Annotated in this window: 29 protein-coding genes; 16 read left to right on the top strand and 13 right to left on the bottom strand. The window is 58.3% G+C overall.

Features of this window, described 5'->3' with window-relative positions:
- Positions 1-2 precede the first annotated feature (2 nt).
- Together CQW31_RS11565 and CQW31_RS11570 are read right to left on the bottom strand one after the other, a co-directional pair.
- On the bottom strand, positions 3-971 hold the full coding sequence (locus tag CQW31_RS11565; RefSeq protein ID WP_099814506.1) for a DUF932 domain-containing protein: 969 nt from the start codon (positions 969-971) through the stop codon (positions 3-5).
- Positions 972-1065: 94 nt separating this feature from the next.
- Positions 1066-1395 (bottom strand): hypothetical protein, encoded by a 330-nt coding sequence (locus CQW31_RS11570; protein ID WP_009681987.1) that lies wholly within the window; start codon positions 1393-1395, stop codon positions 1066-1068.
- Positions 1396-1650: 255 nt separating this feature from the next.
- Between CQW31_RS11570 and CQW31_RS11575 the strand changes: the two genes are divergently transcribed.
- A protein-coding gene (locus CQW31_RS11575; RefSeq protein ID WP_099814507.1) for an IS3 family transposase occupies positions 1651-2801 on the top strand; the annotation gives its coding sequence in 2 pieces (ribosomal slippage) (positions 1651-1885 and positions 1885-2801; 1152 coding nt in all).
- On the opposite strand, the gene CQW31_RS11580 is transcribed toward CQW31_RS11575, so the two are convergent.
- On the bottom strand, positions 2740-3684 hold the full coding sequence (locus tag CQW31_RS11580) for an RES family NAD+ phosphorylase (RefSeq protein WP_225317930.1): 945 nt from the start codon (positions 3682-3684) through the stop codon (positions 2740-2742). The two genes, CQW31_RS11575 and CQW31_RS11580, sit on opposite strands and share 62 nt — an antisense overlap.
- 171 nt (positions 3685-3855) lie before the next feature.
- Between CQW31_RS11580 and CQW31_RS11585 the strand changes: the two genes are divergently transcribed.
- The 10 genes from CQW31_RS11585 (at position 3856) to CQW31_RS11630 (ending at position 13436) form a co-directional block, all read left to right on the top strand.
- Positions 3856-4998: a hypothetical protein gene (locus CQW31_RS11585; protein WP_099814508.1), complete on the top strand. Its 1143-nt coding sequence runs from the start codon at positions 3856-3858 to the stop codon at positions 4996-4998.
- A gap of 151 nt (positions 4999-5149) precedes the next feature.
- Complete coding sequence (locus CQW31_RS11590; RefSeq protein WP_009681612.1) at positions 5150-6067, top strand: LysR substrate-binding domain-containing protein; 918 nt, start codon at positions 5150-5152, stop codon at positions 6065-6067.
- 245 nt (positions 6068-6312) lie between these two features.
- Positions 6313-7344 (top strand): ABC transporter substrate-binding protein, encoded by a 1032-nt coding sequence (locus tag CQW31_RS11595; RefSeq protein ID WP_009681611.1) that lies wholly within the window; start codon positions 6313-6315, stop codon positions 7342-7344.
- A gap of 40 nt (positions 7345-7384) precedes the next feature.
- Positions 7385-8455 (top strand): ABC transporter ATP-binding protein, encoded by a 1071-nt coding sequence (locus tag CQW31_RS11600; RefSeq protein ID WP_009681610.1) that lies wholly within the window; start codon positions 7385-7387, stop codon positions 8453-8455.
- Positions 8448-9317: an ABC transporter permease gene (locus tag CQW31_RS11605; protein ID WP_009681609.1), complete on the top strand. Its 870-nt coding sequence runs from the start codon at positions 8448-8450 to the stop codon at positions 9315-9317. Before CQW31_RS11600 ends, CQW31_RS11605 begins: the two co-directional genes overlap by 8 nt.
- 11 nt (positions 9318-9328) lie before the next feature.
- A complete protein-coding gene (locus CQW31_RS11610) occupies positions 9329-10123 on the top strand; it encodes an ABC transporter permease (RefSeq protein WP_197844851.1) in 795 nt (264 codons plus the stop codon).
- A 92-nt stretch (positions 10124-10215) separates the two neighbouring features.
- Entirely contained in the window at positions 10216-11352 is a 1137-nt protein-coding gene (locus CQW31_RS11615; protein ID WP_034023886.1) for an FAD-binding oxidoreductase, read from the top strand.
- On the top strand, positions 11342-11677 hold the full coding sequence (locus tag CQW31_RS11620) for a (2Fe-2S)-binding protein (RefSeq protein ID WP_009681606.1): 336 nt from the start codon (positions 11342-11344) through the stop codon (positions 11675-11677). Before CQW31_RS11615 ends, CQW31_RS11620 begins: the two co-directional genes overlap by 11 nt.
- On the top strand, positions 11670-13040 hold the full coding sequence (locus tag CQW31_RS11625) for an FAD-dependent oxidoreductase (RefSeq protein ID WP_009681605.1): 1371 nt from the start codon (positions 11670-11672) through the stop codon (positions 13038-13040). Before CQW31_RS11620 ends, CQW31_RS11625 begins: the two co-directional genes overlap by 8 nt.
- Positions 13041-13076: 36 nt before the next feature.
- Positions 13077-13436 carry a RidA family protein gene (locus tag CQW31_RS11630; RefSeq protein ID WP_009681604.1) on the top strand — a complete coding sequence of 120 codons (360 nt, stop codon included), beginning with the start codon at positions 13077-13079 and terminating at the stop codon, positions 13434-13436.
- A gap of 249 nt (positions 13437-13685) precedes the next feature.
- Here the strand turns inward: CQW31_RS11630 and CQW31_RS11635 are convergent, their stop codons facing one another.
- On the bottom strand, positions 13686-13988 hold the full coding sequence (locus CQW31_RS11635; RefSeq protein WP_009681603.1) for a DUF3077 domain-containing protein: 303 nt from the start codon (positions 13986-13988) through the stop codon (positions 13686-13688).
- 200 nt (positions 13989-14188) lie between these two features.
- On the opposite strand from CQW31_RS11635, the gene CQW31_RS31620 reads away from it, so the two are divergent.
- Positions 14189-14788, top strand: a complete 600-nt coding sequence (locus CQW31_RS31620) for a hypothetical protein (protein WP_225317809.1) — start codon at positions 14189-14191, stop codon at positions 14786-14788.
- Between the two features lie 185 nt (positions 14789-14973).
- Here CQW31_RS31620 and CQW31_RS11645 read toward each other — a convergent pair whose 3' ends face one another.
- A complete protein-coding gene (locus CQW31_RS11645) occupies positions 14974-16230 on the bottom strand; it encodes an integrase domain-containing protein (RefSeq protein WP_009685259.1) in 1257 nt (418 codons plus the stop codon).
- A gap of 419 nt (positions 16231-16649) precedes the next feature.
- On the opposite strand from CQW31_RS11645, the gene CQW31_RS11650 reads away from it, so the two are divergent.
- Positions 16650-17453 carry an HNH endonuclease gene (locus tag CQW31_RS11650; RefSeq protein ID WP_099814509.1) on the top strand — a complete coding sequence of 268 codons (804 nt, stop codon included), beginning with the start codon at positions 16650-16652 and terminating at the stop codon, positions 17451-17453.
- Between the two features lie 83 nt (positions 17454-17536).
- Here CQW31_RS11650 and CQW31_RS11655 read toward each other — a convergent pair whose 3' ends face one another.
- The 5 genes from CQW31_RS11655 to CQW31_RS11675 form a co-directional block, all read right to left on the bottom strand.
- Entirely contained in the window at positions 17537-18700 is a 1164-nt protein-coding gene (locus CQW31_RS11655; RefSeq protein WP_099814510.1) for an AAA family ATPase, read from the bottom strand.
- Positions 18701-18757: 57 nt separating this feature from the next.
- A complete protein-coding gene (locus CQW31_RS32140) occupies positions 18758-19042 on the bottom strand; it encodes a DUF3077 domain-containing protein (protein WP_099814511.1) in 285 nt (94 codons plus the stop codon).
- A gap of 123 nt (positions 19043-19165) precedes the next feature.
- Entirely contained in the window at positions 19166-19432 is a 267-nt protein-coding gene (locus tag CQW31_RS11665; RefSeq protein ID WP_099814512.1) for a DUF3077 domain-containing protein, read from the bottom strand.
- A gap of 103 nt (positions 19433-19535) precedes the next feature.
- On the bottom strand, positions 19536-19778 hold the full coding sequence (locus CQW31_RS11670) for a hypothetical protein (RefSeq protein ID WP_060513428.1): 243 nt from the start codon (positions 19776-19778) through the stop codon (positions 19536-19538).
- A gap of 397 nt (positions 19779-20175) precedes the next feature.
- Positions 20176-21084 carry a DUF2167 domain-containing protein gene (locus tag CQW31_RS11675; protein WP_099814513.1) on the bottom strand — a complete coding sequence of 303 codons (909 nt, stop codon included), beginning with the start codon at positions 21082-21084 and terminating at the stop codon, positions 20176-20178.
- Between the two features lie 315 nt (positions 21085-21399).
- Between CQW31_RS11675 and CQW31_RS11680 the strand changes: the two genes are divergently transcribed.
- Complete coding sequence (locus tag CQW31_RS11680; protein ID WP_256587395.1) at positions 21400-21810, top strand: GNAT family N-acetyltransferase; 411 nt, start codon at positions 21400-21402, stop codon at positions 21808-21810.
- 255 nt (positions 21811-22065) lie between these two features.
- Here the strand turns inward: CQW31_RS11680 and CQW31_RS11685 are convergent, their stop codons facing one another.
- Positions 22066-22887 carry an amino acid ABC transporter permease gene (locus tag CQW31_RS11685; RefSeq protein ID WP_099814514.1) on the bottom strand — a complete coding sequence of 274 codons (822 nt, stop codon included), beginning with the start codon at positions 22885-22887 and terminating at the stop codon, positions 22066-22068.
- Positions 22884-23705: an ABC transporter substrate-binding protein gene (locus CQW31_RS11690; RefSeq protein ID WP_054883344.1), complete on the bottom strand. Its 822-nt coding sequence runs from the start codon at positions 23703-23705 to the stop codon at positions 22884-22886. The genes CQW31_RS11685 and CQW31_RS11690 overlap by 4 nt, the downstream gene beginning before the upstream one ends.
- Positions 23706-23823: 118 nt before the next feature.
- Between CQW31_RS11690 and CQW31_RS11695 the strand changes: the two genes are divergently transcribed.
- On the top strand, positions 23824-24708 hold the full coding sequence (locus CQW31_RS11695; RefSeq protein ID WP_178075565.1) for a homocysteine S-methyltransferase family protein: 885 nt from the start codon (positions 23824-23826) through the stop codon (positions 24706-24708).
- A gap of 114 nt (positions 24709-24822) precedes the next feature.
- Here CQW31_RS11695 and CQW31_RS11700 read toward each other — a convergent pair whose 3' ends face one another.
- Positions 24823-25185, bottom strand: a complete 363-nt coding sequence (locus CQW31_RS11700; protein WP_099814516.1) for a response regulator — start codon at positions 25183-25185, stop codon at positions 24823-24825.
- A gap of 150 nt (positions 25186-25335) precedes the next feature.
- Between CQW31_RS11700 and CQW31_RS11705 the strand changes: the two genes are divergently transcribed.
- A complete protein-coding gene (locus tag CQW31_RS11705; RefSeq protein WP_099814517.1) occupies positions 25336-26460 on the top strand; it encodes a sensor histidine kinase KdpD in 1125 nt (374 codons plus the stop codon).
- The last annotated feature ends 10 nt before the right edge of the window (positions 26461-26470 follow it).

The following is a 26470-nucleotide window of genomic DNA, read 5'->3' on the forward strand; positions in this document are numbered from 1 at the left end:
GGCTAAGCGGCGAGCTGTAGCGCGGCATCCAGAGCGCGTTGCTTGATCTGTGCCCCCTGGCCGAACCAGGCCGAGTCCATGCGGTACTCGTTGCTGCGGGCACGACGTTCGTGGTCGACGTACTCGGTCACGGCGTTGAGTAGGCCCCAAGCTGTGCCACGTGCAGAGTCCAGCTGGCTACCGCGACCACGGCCTTCGTACAGCTCCTGGGCTTTGCGTAGCGCACGCTCGTTGGGCAGTACCTCCGGTAGGGCGCCGGTCGGGCTGGTCTCGCACAGCACGCCCATAAAGAATCCCAAAGCCTCATGCCACTGCACCTTGCGTTCGGCCAGCGCGCGCATGCGGTACATGAAGTCATCCCACTGGGATACGGCGATACCGAGCTGTTTCTTCACTGCTTGCGGATCGAAGCGGGTGTTGTGCGGCACCTTGATCGCGCGGCTGGTGCCGTCCAGGGCGATGGTCAGGGTGTTGTTGCACACCACGCGCACAGTGGTGGGTGTGGCAGTGGTGGCCAGGGTGCCGTCGCAGGATGTCGCGAGCAGCAGATAGCCGTTGACCTGATCATTACCCTTGATCGCAGCGCCTTGCCCGGTACGCGCCAGCGCCCAGAACTTGCGCCCGCCCTTGAGCACGCCAGCGGTTTCCAGCTCGTAGCCGGATACCTCGGTGAGGTCCCGGTAAAACTCGAGCACTTCCCGAGGCTGCACGGTGTGGTAGCGCTGCGAGACCACCGACAGCGGGTTTTTGGTGTCCGAACGGAACAGCACCTTCTGTTCGGGGAAGGAGTGAATTGCGCCCAGATGGCCCGTGACCTCTGATTTGAAATGCACGGGACTTTCGAGGATCTGCCAGTCCATCCCGGCTTCACGCTGCCAGACTTCGATGGGTTGTTTCTGAGTGAGCTGATTGCCCAGGCCATGCCACGGAGTAGCGCCAGCGTAGGCCATGGTTTCGACGAGATGTGCCATGTGAGCGATTCCTTTGGGTGCAGGCCGGCATAAAGCGCCGCGCCAGGCGCAGCACCGACCGGACGATTGAAATGAGAGGAGAGAAAGGGCCGGATCAGACTGGCAGGTTGAAGCGATGACCGCAGAGCAGACAGAGATTGTGGGCCAGGACGTGGCGGTCGAGCGACTCGCCAAGCTGGGCGCCTAGCGCACACCCGCCTACGCCGCCGGCCAGGCCGGCGAGAATGGCACCAGACACGGAACCTAGGGTGATACCGACAGGTCCGGCGAACGCGCCGATAGCTGCGCCAGCTTGGCCACCTCCCAGGGCTGCGCTGACGCTACGTGCAATACCGCCAAGGGTGCCGACGGCGGCGCCGACTCTCATGGCGTGATGGAAGGAAGCGATTTTTGGGGAGTGACAGCGAGGGCACTGCAATGACATGGGGCTAACCTCCTTGGTGCTTATGTCATCGCGATAATGTGTGGTTGAGATTTTTTCGAGTCGAATGGTCGCATTTCAGAAGCGAAACCAATGACGTAACGAGCCACAATCGGCAGAGACAGGCCGGGATTAGTGCTGATAGCTACTGCTCGCGTAGCGTCGCTCAAACTCCATCGTGCAGAGATAGCCCTTTGAATCGCCCCTGGTTTCGTAGACACCTCCAAGCCTCATAATGAGGCCCAAATAGGAGGTGCCATGAGTCGTCAGCGTTACCCCGAAGAGTTCAAGATCGAAGCGGTCAAGCAAGTGACCGAGAAAGGCAAACCCGTCGCCGATGTCGCCCAGCGCCTGGGCATGTCCGTACATAGCCTTTACGCCTGGATCAAGGTCTACACCAAGCCCCAAGAGCAGCGTCAGCAAGACGACGATCAGCAGGCCGAATTGCGCAAGCTACGCGCTGAACTCAAGCGCGTGACTGAAGAGCGAGACATCTTAAAAAAGGCCGCCGCGTACTTTGCCAAGGAGTGCGGCTGAAGTACGCCTTCATCAAGAAGCACTCGACTGATTACCCGGTGCGGCGCCTTTGCCAAACCCTCAAGGTGCACCCCAGCGGCTACTACGCCTGGCTGGCCGAGCCTCAATCTGCCCGAGCAAAAGAAGATCAACGTCTGCTTGGCTTGATCAAGCACGCTTGGCTAGAAAGCGGAGGTGTATACGGCTACCGCAAAATTCACGATGACCTACGTGAGCTGGGAGAGGAATGCGGACGAAATCGAGTCGGGCGCTTGATGCAGGCGGAGGGGCTACGTTCGCAAACGGGCTATCGGCGGCGTCCAGGGTTTTACGGTGGAAAACCAACAGTGGCCTCGCCCAACCACCTCGCGCGGCAGTTCAAGGTCAGTGAGCCGAACAAGGTCTGGGTGACAGATATCACTTACATCCGCACCTATGAAGGATGGCTCTATCTAGCGGTAGTGCTGGATCTGTTCTCACGCCAAGTAATTGGTTGGTCAATGAAGCCAAGGATGTGCAGCGACCTGGCTATCGACGCAATGTTGATGGCTGTGTGGCGACGCAAGCCACAGCAGCAAGTGATGATTCACTCAGATCAAGGTAGTCAGTTCAGTAGCTCAGATTGGCAAAGCTGCTTGAAGGCTAACAATGTAATCAGCAGCATGAGTCGGCGGGGAAACTGCCACGACAATGCCGTAGCCGAGAGCTTTTTCCAACTTTTGAAGCGGGAGCGCATCCGACGAAAGATCTACACAACCCGTGAAGAAGCCCGAAGTGATATTTTCGATTACATCGAAATGTTCTATAACCCTAAACGCCGACACAGCAGTGCTATGCAGCTGTTTCCAATAGAGTATGAGAAACGCTATTTCCTGAGCTTGGAGAGTGTCTAGGAAACCAGGGGCGATTCATGCGGTGTACCGTCTCACGAAACCCTACGTCCAGGAGCGACAGATCCGGAGGTTCAAGCTGTTCTAGAGCTGTGAGGTCAAGGAGCTTCAGCTCGGCGACTGGAGTCAGCGCCGTACTCACCACATGGTCCCCGGTGATGGAGCGTATTTCGCTCAGGCAGGTCTCTCGCTCCAGCGCGCAGTACAGAGCAGAGATACCGTTCGGCGTCATCCTTTGACTGCTTGCAAGGAATGTCGGAGTAGGGCCGAATTGGCCTGCGGGATCATTAATTATCTTCTCCGCATCGCTGAAACCTTTAGCAAGGCGCGCACGGTACATCAAGTCGCCATTGGCCATGGTCCGTATAGCTTCAGACTTAAGGCGCTCGTTATCGGCGACCAGCAGGGAGAAAATCGAGTCGAGAAATCTTCCGGCATTCGCGTTGAAGAACCGGTGCGTGTATTGCACACCCTCAACGAACTGGTTCCAAGGACCCTCGTAGAGGTTTACTTCCATCGCGTCGTCTTCGCCATAAAAGTGCGTAGTGTCGCCGGCGTCATCTAGATTGAATTCGTCTGGAACACCGCTACACAAATCGTCGAAATATGGTTCGTTGCCGAGATCAAACCATTCTGAGAGAACAATATCTATTTCTGCAATTGGGAATAGCTCAACCCTAGCCCCATACAACATGCCAATCTCGTAGTCCGAGAGATTCTCCTTACGGGCAGTATTCTCACGGACCCGGGCATAGACGTATTCAAATAGAATCTGGGATTCAATTGCGTTGCCACGGCGCTGGCAATACTTGCAGCCAGCTTCCTGCCCGTGCGCATCGAACAGCTTCTTGAGAGGTTCCGGAGTGACGCATTCAATACAAATCATCGCTTCTTCCTGAAGTTTCTTTTCTCATGCATAGGGCTGGAGCCATCTATTTAGCAACGCTTGCAGCGCCCATGTAGCCCCAAAAAAGTAGCAGCTGATTGCACTGTACCATTAAGGTAATCTCCATCAGGGACCATTTGAACAGATATTCCAGGGAGGGTCGAGCCACTCATGTCCGCAGATAAATCTCTTGTCGCTGCCCTTCAAGCGCTGTGGGACATCCCGCCACCTGGCTCGCAGAATCTCTGGAGCAGCCGCGAGTTGGTCGCACTGAAGGAGTTGCTCACCAAACGCTACTACAGCGGAAAATCCACCTTCGGGCTGGAGGTCTCCATCGGCAATGCGCTTAGGTCGCTGGGGCTGCCATGCAGCACCCCTCATCTGTCTAACCCGTCCATGCCAGACATGGCTAAGGTGGCTGGCCTGTTGGCTCATGAGTTTCAACGTACCACCACTAAGCGGCGTTACCTCTGCCCGCTCGATATGGCCGATGAGCTCCCGTCCTTCCAGTTTGGCAATGCCCGGATGGGTCGATTCGCCGATACCGAACTTGAGGTTTTGTTCAATGCGCCCCGCTTAGAGCGCTGCTATCCAGACATGCAGCTGGACGCTCAGCGCCTGTCCGAGTTTCATTGGATGGTCGTAGAGGAGGACGTATCTGTTCGCAGCGAATCGGGCAATCGCCAGTTCTCCTGGCTGGATTTCCCCATCGGAAAGGATCTGGGCGAGATTGTTCCCCACAGCGGGCGCTTCCCCGCTGCGGTAGAACGTGCACTGTTTTTCCTGCTACTGGCGCCATGGGAAGACTGGGCCGAGATGACCGAAGTGGACTGGCGGGGTTTCCGGCTGCCTTGGGTCTATACCCTCGACGATGACCTGTGCGCTTTCCCGCACCCGCCGCCCCACCCTGAGCGGCTGACGTGGGAGCCGTGCTCCTTCCAAGTGGACCACGACGAGTGGGAGGAAGCCGAACGCCCTATGTGGCTGCGAACTTGGGCAACCGCCGAGGATGTGCGGCAGGCACTGGAAGCCAGGTGGGAGCTGCTGCGTGTAGCTAGCCCCCAAGCGTCGGAGCTTTTCTCAACTCCTGTCGAACACTTCCTGGTCCGTGCGTTTCTTTCTGACGGCATCGATGAAGTGATGGCGCACCTCATCATGATTGAGGCCGCGTTTGGCGCCGAGGAAGACCACAGGCGTAAGCTGCGACTAACAGGTGATAATTACGACGAATCGCCGACGCGCAGGGTTGCTGCAAGACTGAGCGCCGCCATCGTCGAGCCTGGCGCAGCGAAGGAGCATCCCGTCGCCGTGTGATGATGGACCTGGGGTACATTAAGCGTTTAACGCAGCGCTGCGCGAGTCCTGCATTGGGGGTGATTGCTTTGAGAGAGGCTGAAACACTGATTCGGCATACCGGCAAGCTGAATATTGGCGCTGTGGAGAAAGCGATATTGGAGACTTTTCCATGATGAGGTTCTCTGAAATTGAGGCGTTCAGGGCCGTCATGTTGTCGGGCTCAACCACTGCGGCCGCGCAGACGCTGCACACCTCACAACCTAATGTGAGCAGAGCGATTGCGCTGCTTGAACAAAAAACCGGCTTGAAACTTTTCGAGCGATTGCCAGGGCGACTGGTGCCCACCAGTGACGCCCGGTCCTTCTTTAAGGAGGTACAACGAAGCTTTGCGGGGCTGCACCATCTGGACGAAGCCGCCAAGCGGATCAAGCGGTTCAGCGGTGGCGCGCTGACGGTCGCCGCAGTACAGATGCTTGCGCTGGGCCTGGTGCCCAGGGTGATGCAGCAGTTTTGTCAAAATCTGCCCGAAGTCAGCGTGTCCATCCATACCGGCCACGCAACGACAGTGGCACGCTGGGTTGAAGATCAAACCTGTGATGTCGGCTTGGTCTCCCAGGTCAATAACAACTATGGCCTGGCCTATGAGCACCTGTATGAGGTAGACGCCGTCTGCGTGATGCCTGCAGACCATCGGCTCGCACGCAAGGACGTGATAACCCCCCAGGACCTGGCGAATGAGCCTTTCATCTCGCTGCCCCGCACCGAACATGGCTACTCACTGGTCGACACCCATTTTGAAAACGCCGGTATTGACCGGCACATTCGCCTAGAGACCTCTTACAGTTCAATCACCTGTTCGCTGGTCATGCAGGGGCTAGGCCTATCGATCGTGAACCCGCTCGCCTCATTGGATTACCGCCATTCGGGCATGGTGACGCGGCCTTTTCTGCCCACCGTAAAACATCAGGGGTACATCATCTACCCCAAAGAGCGCGCGAACGATCGGTTGATTTCAGACTTCGTGACGACCGTCAAAGACGTGCTGGCCCGCGAACTCGAGAGCCTCGGGTGTAAAGCGCCGGCGTAGGGATTGCTCCCGGGAGGGGGGGTATATCACCAGTGCATAGGCCAAGGCGATATTCTATTTGCTTGTCCACCGCTGCTCCCCTTAACGTTGTGTTCAGCCGGAACTGGGGCGCTAAGCGTCTCCTGGAAGACAACAATTATAGTCCGTGCATTGAAGCTGGGCTTCTGCCGACTGATGTTACCCAATTGAGTCAAAACAGAGGCGGACCACTGCCTCGTTAACTCGCGTGAGGAGGGGAAGCTGACATGAAAAAAATCAACACCTTTGCATTGGCCAGCGCCATTACGCTTAGCAGCGGCGCGTATGCGCAAGACACGCTCTATTTCGCAGGGTATTCCGGCGACTTTCAAAAGACCTTTGAAACGGTCATCCTTCCCGAGTTCGAAGCCAAGCATGATGTCAACGTCGTTTATGTGCCGGGCAGCTCGAGTGAAAACCTTGCCAAATTGCAAGCGCAGCGAGCCAGTCAGCAAATCAACGTTGCCTTGTTTGACGACGGCCCCATGCATTACGCCGTGCAATTTGGCCTGTGCGATAACTTGGCGCAGTCGCCGGTGTATCAGGACATCTACGATATCGCCGCAGCCTCGAACTTCAAGGGTAAGGCGGTCGGTATCGGGCTGGTGGCGACGGGCATTGCCTACAATAAAGCAGTCTTCGCCAAGAATGGTTGGGCGGCGCCCACATCGTGGTCCGACATCGCGGACCCCAAATATGCCAAGCGCGTCGCCTCCAACCCTATCTCCGGTACGTTCGGCCTAAATACCTTGATCATGTTCTCCCGCATCAACGGTGGCGGTGAGCATGATATGGACCCAGGCTTCAAAGCCGTTCGTGAAAATGTCGCGCCCAATGTATTGGCGTGGACCTCTTCGAATGCCCAATTAGCGCAGATGTTCCAGAGCAACGATATCGATATTGCTGTCTGGGGTAGCAACCGTGCCGTGGCGTTGAAAAAAACAGGCTTTCCTATCGAGTTTGTTTATCCAAAAGAAGGCACACCCGCCATTATTGCTTCGGCCTGTGTAGTTTCCGGGAATAAGCTCGCAGAAAAATCTCAAGCGCTGATTCAATACCTGGCGTCTCCCAGTGTGCAGGCCAAGTTCGCCACCGAGGGCTTCGGCCCCGTCAACCGGCAAGCCAAGCTCGAAGAGGGTTTGGCCGAAGAGGTCCCTTATGGCGAAGAGAAGCTTGCGCAGCTGGTGCCGATAGACTGGGACACCGTTAACCGTAAACGTGCTGAATGGACAAAACAGTGGAGCCGTACCGTTGAGTGAGCGCTTTTCTCGACGATGATAATAATAGTGAGTATTGGCCATGAGTAATTTGATTATCCGAGGGCTCTCGAAAACCTATTCGGGCGGCTTTACCGCTGTGCGCAACTTGGACCTAGAGGTTAAGAGCGGTGAGTTCATCTCGCTGCTGGGTGGCTCGGGATGCGGAAAAACGACGACACTTCAGATGGTCGCGGGATTTATTTCCCCTACCACGGGTTCTGTCCATCTCGGTGGCAACGACATCACCAGCATGCTGCCTGAAAAACGTGACATGGGCATCGTATTCCAAAGCTATGCACTGTTCCCGCATATGACCGTTGCCGAAAACGTCGGCTTCGGGTTGCAGATGCGCAAAGTGCCTAAACAAGAGCTGGCGACGCGTGTCGAAGAAGCGCTCGCGATGGTCCGTCTGTCGGGGCTCGGGGCGCGTTATCCACGGGAGTTGTCCGGTGGCCAACGGCAGCGTGTCGCTATCGCACGGGTTTTGACGATCCGTCCGAGTGTCTTGCTGCTCGATGAGCCTATGTCGAACCTCGACGCTAAGCTCAGGGGTGAAATGCATGTTGAGCTCCGGGCGCTCCAGCGCCGGCTCGGCATTACTACTATCTTGGTCACCCATGACCAAGTCGAAGCCATGACAATGAGCGACCGAATCGCTGTGATGGCCGACGGTTGCATCGCAGAGCTGGGTAAGCCTCAAGATGTCTACGACCAGCCCACCTCCAGCTTCGCCATGCGCTTCCTGGGTCAGACCAATATTCTCATGGGCAAGGTGAAGTCCATCTCCCAGGGACAGGCATTGGTCCACCTGGACGGCATCGTCGTGCCCGCGAACCGGCAGCAGCTCAAGGTGGGCGACGACGCCATGCTGTTCATCCGGCCTGAGCGCATCCGCTTCACCCCGCCCGGCGTTGGGAAAGCCGAGGGGCGTATTGCATCACGTTTGTTCCTCGGTGGCCTGTGGTATTACGAAATCGAAAGCGCCTTGGGCGCGTTGAAGATGACAGCACCGAACAATGGCGAGCGCCAGCCTCAAGAAGGCGAAACGGTCGGCATCGGTTGGGGCGACGGCGACCTGCAGGTCGTATCCGCGGAGGCCGCCCATGGCTGACACTACCTACCGCGCCAATGGTGCTCAGTGGGTACTCTCGCTGCCCGCGCTCCTGTTGTTTCTAGGGTTGCTCGTCGTACCCATCGCATTGACTGGCATGCTTTCATTCAATGTGTTCGACGCCATGAGTGGCACTCAAAACAGTTATACCTTGGCCAGTTACCTGGAGGTACTCAGCGACAGTTTCTATTACGAGCTGTTTGCCCGTACCGCTTTGATGTCACTGGGCGTCACCGCCGTCTGCATTGCCATTGGCGTTCCTGAAACGCTGATCCTTTCGCGCATGCGGCCCGCATGGCAAGGTGGCTTTTTCGTCGTGATACTCGGCCCGTTACTCATTTCCGTGGTGGTACGGACGTTGGGATGGTCGCTGTTGTTGGGACGTGAAGGTTTTATCAACTCAGCGCTGATGGCACTCGGTCTGATCGACCAGCCACTACAGCTCATGTTTACCCTGACCGGGGTAGTGATTGCCCTGACCCATGTGATGATGCCTTTCATGGTGATCTCGGTATGGAGCACGCTGCAAAAAGTCGATGGCCAGATTGCCCATGCGGCCCGCTCCCTCGGGGCCGGCCCGGTGACCACCTTCAGGCGCGTTGTGCTGCCGCAGCTGATGCCGGGTATTTTGTCTGGCGGGATCATCGTCTTTACCTTGTCTGCCTCGGCCTTCGCCACGCCGGCGATGATCGGCGGTCGCGGCGTCAAAGTCGTCACCACGGCGATCTACGATGAATTTCTCTCCACGATGAACTGGCCATTGGGCGCTTCCATTGCGGTGCTCTTGCTTATTGCCATTGTCTTCGTGGTGATCGGCAGCAATCGATTGATCGAGCGAAAATTCAAGCAGGTGTTCGTATGAGTGATCGCAGCCTGGAAAGTAACGGACCCTTTGCAATACTCTTCCACACACTGTTCGTCAGTTTCATTGTGGCGCCGCTGTTGATCATTGTATTGGTCTCTTTCTCAGACAAGGGCTATATATCGATGCCTTTCGACGGCGCCTCGTGGCGGTGGTACAAAGCCATTTGGGACGCCCCGGAGTTGATCAATGCGTTTTGGCTCTCGGTGTGGCTGGGGCTTGGCGCGGCGACGATTGCGTCCATTGTCGCGGTACCCGCCGCGATAGCTATTGCCAAATACCGTTTCGCCGGACGCGAAGCACTTACATCATTGATTCTCTCCCCCTTGATGATTCCTCATGTCGTGCTTGGTGTAGCGTTTCTCAGGTTCTTTTCAGTGGCGGGGATTTCGGGTTCGTTCATCGGGCTGTTATTGGTGCATGCATTGATCGTCACGCCTTACTCACTGCGGCTTACCCTGGCGGCTGTCATCGGGATTGATCGCGATGCGGAACTGGCGGCACGCTCACTCGGCGCCTCTAAATATGTGTCCTTTTGGAAAGTGTTGTTTCCCTTGATTCTCCCAGGCGTGGCCGGCGGTTGGTTATTGGCCTTCATTCAAAGTTTCGATGAAGTCACCATGACGATATTCGTCTCCACCCCGGGTACTACGACACTTCCGGTTGCCCTGTATGAACGGATCGCATTGATGACCGACCCGGTGACGACTTCGGTTTCCACGGTAATGATTGTGGGAACGATGATCCTCATGTTTTTGCTAGACCGTATTGTCGGTTTGGACAAAGTATTAATCGGTAAAAAATAGGCCCAGGTGCACTTTTCGCTTCCAAAGACTTTGGCAGCGAGGAGCCGCTCGCCCTTTTTTCAAGAGCTGCCGCACAGTTGCGGAGGTGAAGTATGAGCAAAGAACACATGATCGTAGTGGGCGGTGGACTCGTCGGCGCGGCAATTGGCTACGGTGCCGCGCGCAGGGGCCTTAAGGTCACCGTCCTCGACCAAGGGGATGCCGCATTACGCGCCTCTCGGGGAAATTTTGGCCTGGTCTGGTTATCGAGCAAAGGTGGTGGGATGCCCCGCTATGCGCAATGGACGCGCGATGCCGTAAGACAGTGGCCGGAACTGCACCGGGAATTGCTCAGCCTGACGGGTGTCGATACGGGGCTTGAGCAAACGGGCGGCTTCTGGCTTGGGTTCAGCGAAAAAGAGGTACAAGCGCGGGCGGACTTGCTTGAGAAAATCAACAAAGCAGTGGGTGATATCCCCTATCAAATGATGGGCCCTGCAGAGCTGAAGCAGCATTTGCCTGGGCTAGGCCCCAAGGTCGTCGGCGGAAGCTTCGGTACTCATGATGGCCACGCCAACCCCTTGATGCTGCTCAGGGCACTGCATGCGGGTCTGAAAATGAAGGGGGCAGATATCATTTCTGGCGTTGACGTTGTTGCGGTCTCGCAGGACCCCGGTACCGGTAAATTCACGGCGCGTTCCCGGGATGGCCAATCCTGGAACAGCGACAGGCTCGTACTCGCCGCCGGTATCGGGATCTCCGAGTTGGCATCGCAAGTGGGGTTGCATGCCCCAACCCGCCCGACGCGCGGGCAAGTGCTGATCACCGAGCGGCTCAAGCCGTTTATCCCCTACCCGACGAACAAGGCGCGGCAGACCAAGGAAGGGTCGGTGCAGATCGGCTCGACTTCAGAAGATGTCGGTCTGGATGATCGCACGACACCTGACAAGATCAGCTGGCTCGCCGAACGGGCTGTAGATACGTTTCCCGCCCTCAAGGATGTGAGGCTCGTTCGAGCATGGGGCGCCATTCGGCCTTTAACCCCCGACGGCTACCCGGTGTACCAGAGTTCGACGACGTGCCCAGGGGCCTATGCCGTTATTTGTCATAGCGGCGTGACACTGGCGGCAATCCACGCCTACGTCATCGGGCCCTGGGTCGGGGGCATAACACCCTCACCCCCGAACTTCGAAGGGTTCCACAGCGACAGATTCCTAGACCCCAACGCGAGTTTTACCCATGACCACTAAGCCGCTTTTTTCTGTTTCGAACGCGCCTGCTGGGCGGACGGTAAAAATCACATTCGAGGGGCAAGAATTGCGCGTCGCCGAGGGCATCAGTGTGGCTGCCGCGTTGCTGACCCAAGGCGCCCGTGATTTCCGCTCCAGTATCGTCGGTAATGTTTCCCGCGCTCCGTACTGCATGATGGGTGTTTGCTTTGAATGCCTCGTTGAAATCGACGGCGTACCCGCACGGCAAAGTTGCATGGTCCCGGTGCGCGACGGCATGCATATCAAGCGTCAACTCGGCGCTGTGGCACTGGACCTCGGCGAAATGGGAGGGTGCCATGAATAATGTCCCGGTAGACCTGGTGGTCGTCGGTGCCGGCCCAGCTGGAATGGCCGCAGCCTGCCAGGCACGCGCCCAGGGGTTGACGGTGGTCGTGCTGGACGAGCAACCAGCACTCGGCGGCCAGATCTATCGGCGGATCGAGTCCGCTCCTGAAGCCATACAACACATCCTCGGCGCGGATTACGTCGCAGGCCGAGCCCTTGCTCGTGAATTCAAAGCCAGCGGTGCTATCCACATCACCGGTGCGGTGGTCTGGAACGTGGCCGCTTCGGGGGAAATCAATTACATCGCCAATGGCCATAATGAAGACATCGTCGGCAAGTATGTCGTACTGGCCAGCGGCGCCATGGAGCGACCATTCCCCATCAAAGGCTGGACGTTACCTGGTGTAATGGGCGCGGGTGCCGGTCAGATCATGCTCAAAGGGGCTGGTGCACTGCCTACCGAGCCCGTTGTCCTCGCCGGTTGCGGTCCGCTGCTCTACCTCTTGGCTTGGCAATACCTCAGGGCAGGCGTGGCGATCAAGGCGTTGGTGGACACCACACCACAGTCGGCTTATGTCCGGGCGTTGCGCGAAGCGGCTGGTGCGCTCAAAGGCTGGCGTGATCTTGCCAAGGGCATGAAGCTGCTCGCGTCGATCAAGCGTCACGGGGTCAAGGTTTACTCGGGCGCTACCGACCTGGCAATCGTGGGGGACCATGCGGCCCAAGGCATTCAATTCAAACATCGCGGGCAGCGCACGTCCGTCGCGTCTTCTCTGGTGTTACTGCATCAAGGGGTGGTCCCGAATGCGCAACTCAGCCTCTCGACGGGCGCCGCGCACTATTGGAGCCCCGAGCAACTTTGCTGGTTGCCGCATACCGATGAGCATGGACGCCTGGGCGACACCGTGATCTACGTCGCCGGTGATAGCCGAGGCATCGTCGGCGCCAAGGCATCTGCTGTACAGGGACGCTTGGCGGCCTTGGCAATTGGGGCGCAGCTTGGAAGTTTGCAGGGCTTGGGACATCAACTGGCCGGACTGGCTCAGCAGTTGGAAAACGCTACGAGCATCAGAAAGTTCCTGGATGTTCTTTATCGCCCCCAAGAGGAAAATAGAATTCCCGCAGACGATAACGTGCTGGTGTGCCGCTGCGAGGAAGTGACTGCTGGGCAGATTCGCAGCTATGTAGCGTTGGGCTGCCATGGGCCGAATCAAACCAAGGCATTTGGCCGCTGCGGCATGGGGCCATGCCAAGGACGTTTCTGCGGTTTAACCGTCACCGAAATTATCGCGAAAACGCGCAACGTCGATCCTAACGAGGTCGGCCACTACCGCGTTCGCGCCCCTATCAAACCTATTTTACTGGGCGAACTTACACATTAGTTCGCCCGTTCTTCATACTAAAATCCAGGAGCCTATATGAGTGATATCGTTCGCATCGAAACTGACCCGCGCCGTAGCCGGGTCGTTATTTATAATGGTGTGATTTATGTCGGCGGGATGACCGCCGATGACCGCACTCAAGATATCGCCGGCCAAACACGCGATACATTGGCGAAAATTGAAGCTTATCTTGAGAAGGCGGGCTCAGACAAAAGCCGGGTGCTGACAGCGCAAATCTGGATCAAAGACCTGGCCCGTGACTTCGACAGCATGAATGAGGTCTGGAACGCCTGGACCGCACCGGGTTGCGCCCCCACGCGCGCCACCGCCCAGTGCGACATGGGCGCGCCGGATGTGCTGGTCGAGATCATCGTGACCGCCGCGGTTGCTGAGTAAGCCGCCTCGCAGTACTACAGCTAAACCGGTCTGTACGGTGTTCACGGCACCGCGCAATGTGATGAGGCGTTTCAACTACAGCTTCTGACTGGCGTGAGCGCGCGCACCGGCGCAAGGTGCGCCGCTGCGCCCACGGCTTACCAATCAGCCGGGGGGATATCCGCGGCTATCGCACCCGGCATGCCATCTACGGCCGCTACGCGCCCGATCGCGCAGCCCAGCGGGCTGAGTGGACTCCCCACAGGATTTCTAGGCCTTCAGAACAGTCTTCTCCCGCTTGTTCCGCATCCGCCCAGCCTCCACATCCGCGAGAATCGCCTGGGCAAGCCCACTCAGGTAATAGGCGGCCCAGATCATGTCGCCATCTTCATCCACAGCCCCCGCGAGGATCAGCTTGTGCACGCACCCCAACAGGGTCGAGGCCTGTTCCAGGGCATAGTCGCAGGGCACGCCAGGGCTGATGTGGAACAAGTCCATGGGCGGATTCTGGTTCGTGATGAAGCTCGTCACATCTGCGGTAGTGGCCTTCTCGGCCTCGGGAAGCGCGCTCATGTCATCACCTCCTGGCGCTCACTGGCCTGCAGCTTGGCGAGCGCAAGTTCGATCAGCGCCTTCTCCTAAACGAGCTTGCTCAGCTTGAAGCATGCGTAGATATTGACGGTGCCGTAAACGAGTTAAAGGTCACAGAGGTATTTCGTCGGTATGGACGCCTCGACAACCTACCGGAGGAATGTGTCTCACGAGCGAGTCGCGTGGAGGAGATGCTGAATGCCATCACTGCATTTGCCACCGCCTGCGGCAATTCAAACTCAACTATTGCAGAAGTGCTCGCACCAGTCTTGAGCGCACACTTATTTGAAGTCGATCATCGCCTCTCGGAAGCATATGCGGACAAGTCGCCACCTCTTCCGGCACCGGGCCGGGGGGAAGAGGAATCCAAACAGGCCAGGATGCGGCGTGGGTGGTGTGCGCTGTTCGCCGCACCTTGGAGTCAACTCAGACTTTACCGAACTTACCTCGCCGGGAATTCAGTTCTTGCAACGCATCAGGTGGTGAAAGGTTCTGAGTTTATGCACGTCATGGTTGTTATGGATGATGCTCTTGCTGGTGGTTTCCTTATTTCCTACGACAAGATTTTTGGTGGTGTGGAGCTTAGCAAGCGGGACAAAGAGAACGCAGAGCAGGGCAAAGAAACGACTATCGACCGCACCTTGCGGTTGTTTTACGTAACCTGCAGCCGCGCTCAGGAGTCGCTTGCCCTGGTGCTCTGGTCGTCCGACCCAGCAGCGGCACTTGATAGAATCAAGGAAAGCAACTGGTTTACCATAGACGAGGTAGAGACAATACCTTAGCTAATCCGATAGGTAACAAAGGTGCGCCGGTCAACCCTGATGTAGAGGGTCCTTAAAGAAATGACGGGTCTCCAATAGCGGCGTGCTATCGGGCTAAATCCGGCACATCCGTATTCCGTGCAAATGTCTGCGAATAGTAGTTATTTGTCTATTGCAAACGACTACTTTTGGGCAGTGTTTGTTGGTCAACGTATCGAAACGACTTTTTTGTCCCTATTCTCCTGGATAGCTGATACCGACAGATTGCCCGTTGCTGCTCCCTGGATGTGCTCACTCCACCAGGTCATCATCGGGCGTCTCCGCTCGATGTAGTCCGCACGGTTGTAGGCACTGCGAACCTCGTCTTTATCGACGTGGGCCAGTGCTACCTCGATCAACTCGGGATCCCAGCCATGCTCGTTGAGGATGGTGCTACCCATCGAGCGCATGCCGTGGCTGACCAGGCGTCCCTCGAAGCCCATTCGTTTCAGCGCCATGTTGGCGGTCTGGCTGTTGCAGTGGGTGCGGGGGTTTCGGTCTGCGGGGAACACATACTCCCGATGTCCACTGTAAGGTTTGATAGCTTCCAGGAGCGCGAGAGCCTGCTCCGTGAGCGGGACAATGTGCGTGCGGCGCTTCTTCATACGCTCCGCAGGGATCGTCCAGATCTTCTTCTCGATGTCGATATCTGCCCAGCGGGTGGTTGCTGCCTCGATTGGTCGAGTCATGGTGTGGAGCTGCCATTCGATCAGGCAGCGGGTTGTTCTTTTTATGCTGGCATTGGCTATTGCCACCATGAGCTCTTTCAGCTCATCGGGGGGTAGTGCCGGCATGTTTTTCTTTTTCGGTTTCTTGAAGACGGAGCGGATGCCGCTAAGGGGGTTCGCGTGAATCAGTCCCGAGTTGACCCCGTAGGTCATGATCTCGTTGAGTCGCTGCGTCAGCCGCTTCACAGTCTCAAGGCTGCCCTTGGTTTCGAGTGGTCGGAGCAAGTTGATAACCTGAGGGGCGTTGATGGCTGAGATCGGAGTGGTGCCCAAATCAGGGAAGATGTGTAGCGTGAGGGAGCGCCAGATGTCCTCAGCGTAGGCCTGTGTCACCGAGTCCTTTTTCAGCTCATACCAAGCCGTCGCGATGTTCTGAAAGGTATGTTCGGTCGCGGCTTTTTTCGCCTGACGGTTAGCGTTGCGCTGTTCCTTCGGATCGACTCCTTGGGCAACAAGCTCCCTAGCCTCGACGGTTCGCTTGCGCGCCTGAGCCAGGCTCACTTCAGGGAAAGTTCCTAGACCCATGTTTATCCGTTTCTTCGTTACGGGATGGATATAGTTAAAATTCCACAGCTTAGAGCCATTGCTTCTCACTCGCATCTGGAGGCCGTTGCCATCAGTTAGTGTGTAGTCCTTTTCACTAGGCTTGGCGGTTTTGACTTTGAGGTCAGAGAGGCGAGTAGCTTGGGCACCCATGATGTATTCCAAAGCTGGTTGTGTATTCCAAAAAATACCAGCTGAGTGCTTGGAATACCACGTGGAATACACGAAAACATAGATGCTGCTGGACGCTATTGGATCGCCATGGCGCTGAAAGCCCCGTATTTGCTGAGTTTCAGGCACAAAAAAAGACGTCCGTGGACGTCTTTGATTGATCATTTGGTGGAGCCGGGGGGATTTGAACCGGCGTCCGACGAGGTTGCTCTGCGTAACCGCACTGTAGGTAGCAGAGACCAGCATTGTCCTCTCTGAATTTCATACGGTCGGCTGCAGTCTGAGCTATGAATTGCCACAGGATAAACTAACGCCCTGTGTGGCCGTCCATTATTTTCAAATTCTGTAGGAAATTTCCTCTTTTTTGGTAGGCTTTCGCCATCAATCGAGAGGAAAACGTAATGTCCGTCGTCATAGTGGAAAATGACACGTCGCAATGGGAAGACGAAACCGGCGCCGTTTACCACTTCCCCAAACGCTACCAAGCGTTACTCATTCCGGGCACCGGAGTCATCTATTACAAAGGACGTATAAAAAACAAAGCGTTTTCCTCTGTACGGCTGAGCGATGGCCCGCATTATTTTGGTACGGCACGCATCGGTAAGGTTTACGCGGATCCTGGTAGTGATAAGGGCGATCTTTACGCGCTGATCGAAAACTTCGCTCAGTTTGAAGATGCTGTCCCTTCGAAGATTGGTGGGGTGTACCTGGAGACCATTCCTGCCACCCGCGTAAAAAACTATTGGCGTGACGGGGTTCGGCCCATATCCCAAGCCGATTTCGATGCCATTTTAAGCCATGCGAAGCTCCAGCCTCCGCAAGCAGAAGCCGATGTGCCGAATGTGGAAGGCGATCCATTCACCTTCGAGTCGTCCAATGAAGGCAGCAAATCTAGCTACTTTGGAACTCGCTACGAACGCCGAAAAGATCTGAGGATCAAGGCCATTGCTATCCACGGTCTTGACTGCAAAGGATGCGGATTTGATTTCGAACAGGCCTATGGTGAACACGCGAAGGGCTACATTCATGTTCACCATGTAGTACCGATTTCGGAGTTCGGTGGCGAGAAAGCTGTGGATCCCGAAACTGATCTCGTAACGCTGTGCGCCAACTGTCACGCAGTCGTCCACCGTAAGCGGGATTCGACTCTCAGCATTGATGAACTGAAAGGAATGGTGCGCGGGCGATGGGTCTTCGAGCCTTGAGCGCATTTCCGTGCTCCGGATCATAGCAGTCGCGATGGGGCAGGCTTGGGACATCCAGCCCCAGCCCGCCACCATTTCGCTGATCAGTCCACCCACCGCCACAACGGCTCATCCAGCAACCCAACCCCGCGCAATTGCGTCTGCCCCTGGTGCTTCTCCAGCTCCAGCACATTGCACCCCTCACAAGCCGTCAACGCCTCAATCAGCGGCCTGCTATGCGACACCACCCACACCTGGCTACGCTGCGAAGCACGGATGATCAGCCGCGCCAGCGCCGGAAGCAGGTCGGCATGCAAGCTGGTCTCCGGTTCGTTGAGCACCATCAACGACGGCGGCCGTGGCGTCAGCAGCGCGGCCATCAGCAACAGGTAACGCAAGGTCCCATCCGACAACTCGGCACCGCCCAGCGGTCGCAGCAGCCCTTGCTGGTACAACCGCACGCTGAACAGGCCGCCCGGTGGCGCGTCGATCTCCAGGCGGCTGCCGGGGAATGCATCCTCCAGCGCGGCAACGAGGTCTTCCACCTCACCAATCTCGATAATGGTCTGCAGCGCTGAAGCGAGGTTGCGGCCATCGTGGTGCAGCACTGGCGAGCGAGTGCCCAGCTGGGGCTGACGGCAGGGTGCATCGCGGTCGATGCGGAAGTGATCGTAGAACCGCCAGCTGTTGATGAACGCCCGCAGCTCGCTGATCTCTGGGGCCTGGCGTGGGCGTCCAACGATGTTGAAAAAGCTCTCACAACTATCGGCATGCTGATCGAGCACCGTCCAGCTGTTGCCCTCGCGGGCGCGCACCATGGCGTTCTTGCGCTCTACCAATAAGGAAGAGGGTCGGTAGGCTCCAGCCCCCCAGATGGCTTCAGATTTAATCTCGGGGTCGAGCATGAATGCAGTGGGATAGGGTAGGGGAATCGGAAGGCCGAGGGAGATGGCAAAGCCGAAGTCCTCGGTGGCAAAACCCAAGCGCAGGCGTTTGACGTCGCTTGGATGCTGGCCTTGGATGGGCACTTCACCGCGCTTCATGCGTGCGCTCATCTCAGGCCCGGCCCACCAGGTCGAATCCAGTCCGCCTTCACGGGCAAGTGCTTCGATCACGCCGCCCTGGGCGGTTTCGGCGAGCAGGCGAAGGGCCTTGTAGAGATTGGATTTGCCGCTACCGTTGGCACCCGTCACGAGGTTGAGTTGGCCTAGTGGCAACACAAGGTGATTGATCGAGCGGTAGTTGCCGATGGCGAGGGTGGTGAGCATCCGGTGCGTCCCAGTTTGAACTGAGTGACTGATTGTGGCGGAACTGGGTCGGTGTGACTACCGGCCAGCTGGGGATCGGGCCTGGGGGCGGCTGTGTTCGAGTTCATCAAACAGGGCGCGAACCATCATGTTGAGGTAGTGGGAGGCAGCGACTCTGCGGTGGTCGCCCAGCATGATGCCGGTGTGGTTGAGGTAGCGCGCGCCGTCCAACAGTCTCGCGGCTTGTTCTTTTGCTTGGGCGGTGGGTATTCCGGGGATTGCGGTGATCAGTTGTTGGGATGGTTTGTAGCTTGGGGTCGGAATGTTGTCGCTCCCACTACTTGGGGTGTGGTTTCTGGGCATCTGTGAAATCTCTTGGAATCGGCGCTGGGGCTTGGATTGTTGGGGCCGCGTTGCGGCCCTTTCCGACCGGTCCGGCGCCCCGGCAAGGCCGCTCCTACACTGGATGGCGCCGATGCTGACGGTTCAGTCTTTCATCATGCCTAGTTCGGCATCATCGAGCAGGGCCTTGGCCAGGGCGCTGAGGTAGTGCGAGGCCCATAGCAGCTGGGGTTTGTCTTCCATCAGGCCGTCGATGGTCAGGTCGCGGACGTAGCCCATCAGTTCGGAGGCCTGTTCGCGGGCGCTTTGGCAAGGGATGCCGGGTTCGATGCGGAAGAGGGGATGGGTCTGGTTATCACCTTCGAAGAAGGTGGTTTTGCCGGGTGTGAATTTGGTTTCTTCTGTGGCCATTGGTTGATCTCCCTGAAGTTTTAGCTGCCTGGGCTGGCCCGATCGCTCGCAAGCTGGGGACCCGAAGACGAACGCGTCAGTCCAGGCAGGATCATGATGCGAATTAATGCAGCGTCTGCGGGTCGGCTGGTTTCTGGATTTGAACCAGTGCCGATTCGAGCAATTTGCGCAGGGTTTCGAGTTCGTGCATTGACGTCATGATCAACAGCGACACGGGGGACTTGGGCTGCATCAGCATTGCTTGCTGGGCAACGACTTCTGCGCAAAGCGCGTAGTCAGCCGCCATCATCAGCGTGTCTTCAAGGGAGTGGAGATTATGGGGTGGATCGGGAACGATCTTGAGCATGGTCGAACTCCAACGTAAAAGTGGAGCTACCACAGCCTTGCTGTCAAACAATGAGGTGGCAGCTGTACGCGGGTTGACAGACCGAGACGTTGGCACTCGGCGCACCAGAGGTGCCCGCACGTACAGCCACCATAAAAGTGAGCACATGAGGACAACGTCTACGGTCTGTCAAAACCGATCGCTGAATTGGCAGCGACTGGCCGAGACTAGGTTCCACGTTGACCATGTGCAACGAAAAATGGACGTCGGCAGTATCTTTGGGAAAGGTCCTACAAGGAAGGGGCTAAATCTGATTTTATTAGCCTGATGGCGTAACAATATGTGACTGCTCAGCCCCATAAACCGACTCGAACAATCGCGGCCGTGGCCCACCCAGCAAGGGTGAGCCAGGCCAGCGTCAGGCTTGCTTGCGCTTGAACAGCTTGCGGAAGAAGCCGGCAATAGCCAACAAGCCCAAGACGATGAACTTCTTGAACGCCAGCAAGGCAACACCAATCTTGGCAAACAGCCCCGCCTTGGCGGCGATGCCTCCGGCGACCAGGGCGGCTAGGTCGTATGGCGCCAGCTTGTCGGTCTTGGCGTCGTAGTCGGCGTAGCGGTTGCCGTCGGTGAAGTTGGTAAAGGCGAGGATCTTCGGCGTTTCGTGCTTGATGGTCTGCAGGTCGGCCATCGCCGCCACGGCGTTGAGCTCCAGCACGCCTTCGCGGCCCAGCACACGGATGCTGTAGTTCAGCGTGGTCTGGTCGGCGTCTTCGGCCTTCAACTCGCGCGCCCAGTACATCTTGTGGGTCGCCTGGTCGTAGCTCGGTGGCTCGGCCCAGCCCAACAGGGTCAGGCCCGCATAGCCTTGCTCACGACGCTCCTTGTTGTCTTCCTCGTCTTCGGCCTTCATCTGCTCGAGCAGTTCGGCGTAGTCGATCTTGGCGGCGTCATCGTCGGAAATGTGGCCGTCGTTCTTGTAGCTGATGATCACGCCCCAGCCGTTGTCCGCCAGTGGGTTGACGGCGGTCGGGATGATCATGCCGAGGGTCTTGAAGCCCGGTGGGTTGCCCCAGCCTTCGGTCAGCAGGCGCTCGGTGTCGGCCGGCGACAGGTAGTAGAACTCGTTGTTGAGTTGCAGGCTGGCGATGCCGCTGGGCAGGGTGATGTTGCCGTGCTGGGGCTTGAGCGTGGCCAGCCATTGTTCGGCGGTTTGGTGCGGTTGTTCGCTGGTGCTTGGCGCAGACGCGGGGGTGCTGGCGGCAATGGCGGGCAAAGTGGTTGCACAGAGCAACACTGCCGCCAGCAACTGGCGCAGGTGTTTCATCGTAGTCCCTTACAATTTGAATCAATTTGGCCGCGCAGGGTAGCTGAAAGAGCTGGCAAAACGCCAGAATTTCATGTTCATGCAATGCGTCTGGCTTTAGTGCGAACACTGGCGCAGTCGTTGCCGTAGACCATGTTGGGTTCTTCGCGAGTGAACTCGCTCCTACAGGGCCACGCTCCAGACCCGATCTGTCGTAGCCGTCCGCCTGCCATTAACAGTAAGGATCGTTGAATGGAACAGTCTTGCATCACGTATTACCTGGAAATGACCTCGCCCTCAGAGCTGAAGGCAAAGCCTTAGCCTCATGACCTTCACATCATCGAATGTGAAGTGCCTCAGCCGGAACTCAATCGGTTTCTCTACCAGTTGGTGGGCACGGCTTGGGAATGGGGCGATCTTGATGTGTGGACGCTGTCGGATTGGCAGGCGCTCGTTGAGCAGGAAGGTCACCGTACTTGGGTTGCCTATCACCGGGGTGCGATAGCGGGCTATTACGAGCTTTACCGGCCGGATGGGCGGAACAGTGAAATCCGCTACTTCGGTCTGGCGCCTCAGTTCCTGGGGTGTGGCTTTGGTGGGGCGCTGTTGAGTCACGCTATTCAATCCGCGTGGGCGTGGCAGGGTACAGAGCGGGTTTGGGTGCATACCTGCACGTTGGATCATCCTGCTGCGCTGAGTAACTATCAGGCGCGGGGGTTCCGTATTTACAAGCAGGAAGAGACCTGATCCAGTGGGTTTATTGAGGAACCATTATCTGGTCCGCGTATTCACAATTCAGGGATCAATTGTGAGGGCTAAGCCATGACAGACCAGAAACAGGATCAGCAACCAGCCGATGTGCCGGCACACTCGACCGAAGAGGAAAAAGCGCGGCTCAAGGACAAAAACAAGGATGGGATTCCGCCAGGCGCTGAGTGAGGGCTGCGATAGCTGGGGCCGCTTTGCGGCCCATCGCGGCTGAAGCCGCTCCCACAGAGCAGGTCAGCGCTGGTAGGCTTTGCCGAAGTGTCGCTCGAGCCGTGCCTGCACCAGCTCCAGCAGAATCGACAACACCCAGTAGATCACCGCCGCCGTGGTCAGCATCTCCAGGTACCGATAGCTCGACCGGCCATACGACTGCGCCAGGAACATCACTTCCCAAACCCCCATCACCGAGATCAGCGATGAGTCCTTGAGCATCGAGATGAACTGGTTGGCCGTGGGCGGGATGATCACGCGCATGGCCTGGGGCAGTACGATGCTGGTGAAGATCTGCACCGGCCGCAGGCCCAGCGCCAGGGCGGCTTCGCGCTGGCCGCGGGCGACGCCGAGGATGCCGGCGCGGAAGATCTCGCTCAGGTACGCACCGTAATTCAACGACAACGCGATGATGCCGGCGCTGATGGCGCCGGGCACCAGGCCCAGCTGTGGCAGGCCCAGGTAGATGAGCAGGATCTGGATCAGCAGCGGGGTGCCGCGGAAGAACGAGGTGTAGAAGCTGGCGATGCCCACCAGCACCGCGCTGTTCGACAAGCGCGCCAGCGCGGCGGCAAAGCCGAATGCCACCGACACCACCATCGAGCACAGGCACAGGAACAAGGTCAGCGCTGCGCCTTGTAAAAAGCCGTTTGGCCCGAGCTTGAAACCGGCGAGGTTGGGGAATTTCTCGACGATGATCGCGAACTTCAGATCGAAGCTGAGGAAGAACGCCACGAACAGGGCGAACAGCGCCAGCCAGGTCAGGTACAACCGGGTGCGGAAGCCGAACAGGCCGGCAACCGTGGCGCGGGCCACGGGTTTGGGGGCAGGGGGGAAAGTACTCATTTGCTGATGTCGGCGCCGATCCATTTCTGCGAGATCTGCGCCAGCGTGCCGTCAGCCTTCAGCTCGGCGAACACCTGGCGCACCTTGGCGTCCCACTCCGGGTCGCCTTTTTCGATGGCCACCGAATTCGGCTCTTCATACAGCGGGGCGCCGGCCAGCTTGAAGCGGTTATCCTGGTCCAGGCGCGGCTTGGCGGTCACCAGGTTGGTGAGGATGGCATCCAGGCGCACGCCAGCGCCCAGGCCGAGGTCCTGGAAGGCGACGTTGTCGGTGTCGTAGGGGGCGATCTGCACGGCCTCGAACGGGTAGTCGATGTGGCGGTCTTCGGCGCCTTCAATTACCAGGTTCTTGTTCAGGTAGCTCTCGTAGCTGGAGGCGGCGGTCAGGCCGACCTTGCGGCCGTCCAGGTCCTTGGCGCCGTGGATGCGGTCATCCTTGGCGTTGACCACAATGACGGCGGGCGAGGCGTAGTACTCCACCGGGAAAGCGAACACTTCGGCGCGGGCCTTGCTCGGGGTCATCGAGCAGATGCAGATGTCGTAGCGCCCGCTCCAGCGGCCGGCGGCGATCACGTCCCAGGAGGGGGTTTCCAGGCGCAGCTTGACGCCGAGCTTGTGCGCCACTGCCTTGGCCACATCGACGTCGAAACCGTCGAGCTGGTTCTGCTCGTTGAGGAACGAGAACGGCGGGTAGCTTTCCATCAGCACATTCACCAGCTCCTTGTTCGTCTCGACGCGCTCGAGGGTAGTGCCGGCAAAGGTTTGGGTAGCGGTAGCGAGCAACAGGAGGCTCGCGCCGAGCAGGGCAGGGATGCGCATGTAAACACCTGAAAAGTTGGCAAAACGGGACAGGAGGTATTAAATAGTTATAAATAATCTAAACATAATGAATTTTAATCATAAGCACCTTTAGAGACGTTATATGACACAGCGAGCGATGGTGGTTCTGGACGGTGGCATGGGGCGGGAATTGCAGCGCAGCGGCGCGCCGTTCCGGCAACCGGAGTGGTCGGCGCTGGCCTTGAGCGAGGCCCCCGAGGCGGTGGTCGGGGTGCATGCGGCGTTCATTGCTGCGGGTGCGCAGGTGATCACCAGCAACAGCTATGCGGTGGTGCCGTTTCATATCGGTGAAGAGCGTTTCGCCCGCGAGGGCCTGCAACTGGCCTCGGTGGCGGGGCAACTGGCACGTCGGGCGGCCGATGCCAGTGCGCAGCCGGTGCAGGTGGCGGGGTCGTTGCCGCCGTTGTTCGGTTCCTACCGGCCAGACCTGTTCCAGCCGGAGAGGGTGGCGCAGGTGCTGACGCCACTGCTGCAAGGGCTGGCGCCGCATGTGGACCTGTGGCTGGCGGAAACCCAGAGCTCGATTGCCGAGGTGCGGGCTATCCACAGCCACTTGCCAGCGGACGGCAAGCCATTCTGGGTGTCGTTCACCTTGCAGGACGAAGAGGTCGACAGCGTGCCGCGCCTGCGCTCCGGCGAGCCGGTGGCCGATGCCATCGAGGCGGTGGTCGGCCTGGGTGTTGCGGCGGTGCTGTTCAATTGCAGCCAGCCGGAAGTCATCGGCGCGGCGCTGGAGGTGGCGCGCTCGGTGATCGACGCTCGCCAGGCGGATATCGCCATCGGCGCCTACGCCAATGCCTTCCCGCCGCAACCGAAGCAAGCCACGGCCAACGATGGGCTGGATGAACTGCGGGAGGACCTTGACCCGCCCGGCTACCTGGTGTGGGCCCGCGACTGGCGGGCGCGTGGGGCGAGCCTGATCGGCGGCTGCTGTGGCATCGGGCCCGAGCATATTGCCGAGATCAAGCGCGGCCTGGATTGAAAGGCACTGTGGCGCGGCGTTTGGCCGGGTGGAAGATACCATGGTGGATGGCACGGGCTTCGCCCGTGTTCGCGGGCAAGCCCGCTCCCACAAGGATCGTGTCCGCAGTGCAGATCAGTGGGCGGGAAGCAGCTCTGCGATTGCGCTGTTGAGGATGTCCAGTGTGCAGGGTTTGCGGATGAAGCGCGCATTGGCCGGGAGAAAGCCGGGGGGGAAGACGCTATGGCCCGAGACAATGATCACAGGCAGTTCGGGGTGTTCCGCCCAGATCGCTTTGGCCAGGCCCAGACCATCCATGTGCCCAGGCATGCGCACATCGGTAATCACCAGTGCCAGGTTTGGCAGGCGCGCCAAGGCTGCCAAGGCGTCATCGGCGTTGGCGCAGTCGGTGACGCGGTGGCCGAAGTGCGTTACTGCTTCGCTCATCAACCACCGCAGGATGTCGTCATCTTCCACTACCAGTACATGGCTTCTCATCGCTTCCCCCTGTCCCTTGCCATCTAGATGCGGGTTATAACAAGGCGTTTCCGAAAGCTGACGGAAGGCGCTCAAGCGGTTTCTTTGCCCGTGGCAGTTCCTGGGCTAGTCTGGTTGGACGTTTGAACAGGGTGATGGGCGAGGATCGCAATGAGACTGTATGACTTCATCGAGAGCGACATGGAGAGCATTCTCCTGGCCTGGGAAGACTTTGCCCGCTCGGTCGAGACGGCTTTGCCCAAGCAGGATTCAGTCGGCCTCAGAAACCATTCGGAAAATATCCTGCGTACCGTTGCCGCCGACATGCGCACCGCTCAGACGGCCTATCAACAGGCCGAGAAAGCGCAAGGCCGGGCCCCTCAAAAGTCCAGCGACACGGCAGCTCAGTCCCATGCGGTGACGCGCCTGATTGCCGGTTTTTCCATGGACCAGATGGTCGCGGAGTACCTGGCCTTGCGCTCCAGCGTGCTTTCTTTATGGCTGGCACAAGAGACCTTGCAGGACGCGCATCACGTCCAGGACATGATCCGCTTCAACGAGGCGATAGACCAGGCCCTGGTCGAATCCATCGCAGCCTACGGCGCCGCTGTGGAATCTACCCGCAAGATGGTCCTGGCCGTGCTGGGTCATGATCTGCGCTCTCCGCTGGGCGCGGTGCTCATGGCGGGCGACCTCATCCTGCGCCAGGGCGCTTCAGACGAAAAGGTGAAGCTGCTGGCCTCTCAGGTATGTAACAGTGCCCGCCGTGCCAACAACATGGTCAACGACCTGCTGGACCTGGCGCGTTGCAACTTGGGCACGGGCATTCCGGTGCACCCGCAGCCGGTGGAGTTGAATGCGATCTGTCGTTCGGTCATCCAGGAGCTGCGCGCGGCCACCCCTGAGGCGACAATCGTATTGGAGGAGGCCGCGCCGATTACTGGCCAGTTTGATCCGGAACGCATGGCTCAGGTGTTCTCCAACCTGATCGGCAATGCCCTGCGCCATGGCGATTCGACGCTTCCTATCCGTGTCTCGCTGGCCCATGAGGCCGGTGTGCCACGCATTCGCGTGCACAATTCGGGAGAGCCGATTCCCGAGGCCGTGATGCCTTATCTGTTCAAACCCGAAGGTCGCTACTCCAGCTATGCGGAGGGCGAGCGGGGCTCAGCTGCCGGGCTTGGGCTGGGCCTGTTCATCGCGGCGGAGATCGTCGCCAGCCATGGCGGCAGGATCGAGGTCATGTCGACAGCGGAGCAGGGGACGCTATTCGAGGTCATCCTGTCTGACGCTTGACGACCCCGCT

Source organism: Pseudomonas sp. 382 (assembly GCF_002759075.1).
Taxonomy (GTDB): domain Bacteria; phylum Pseudomonadota; class Gammaproteobacteria; order Pseudomonadales; family Pseudomonadaceae; genus Aquipseudomonas; species Aquipseudomonas vlassakiae.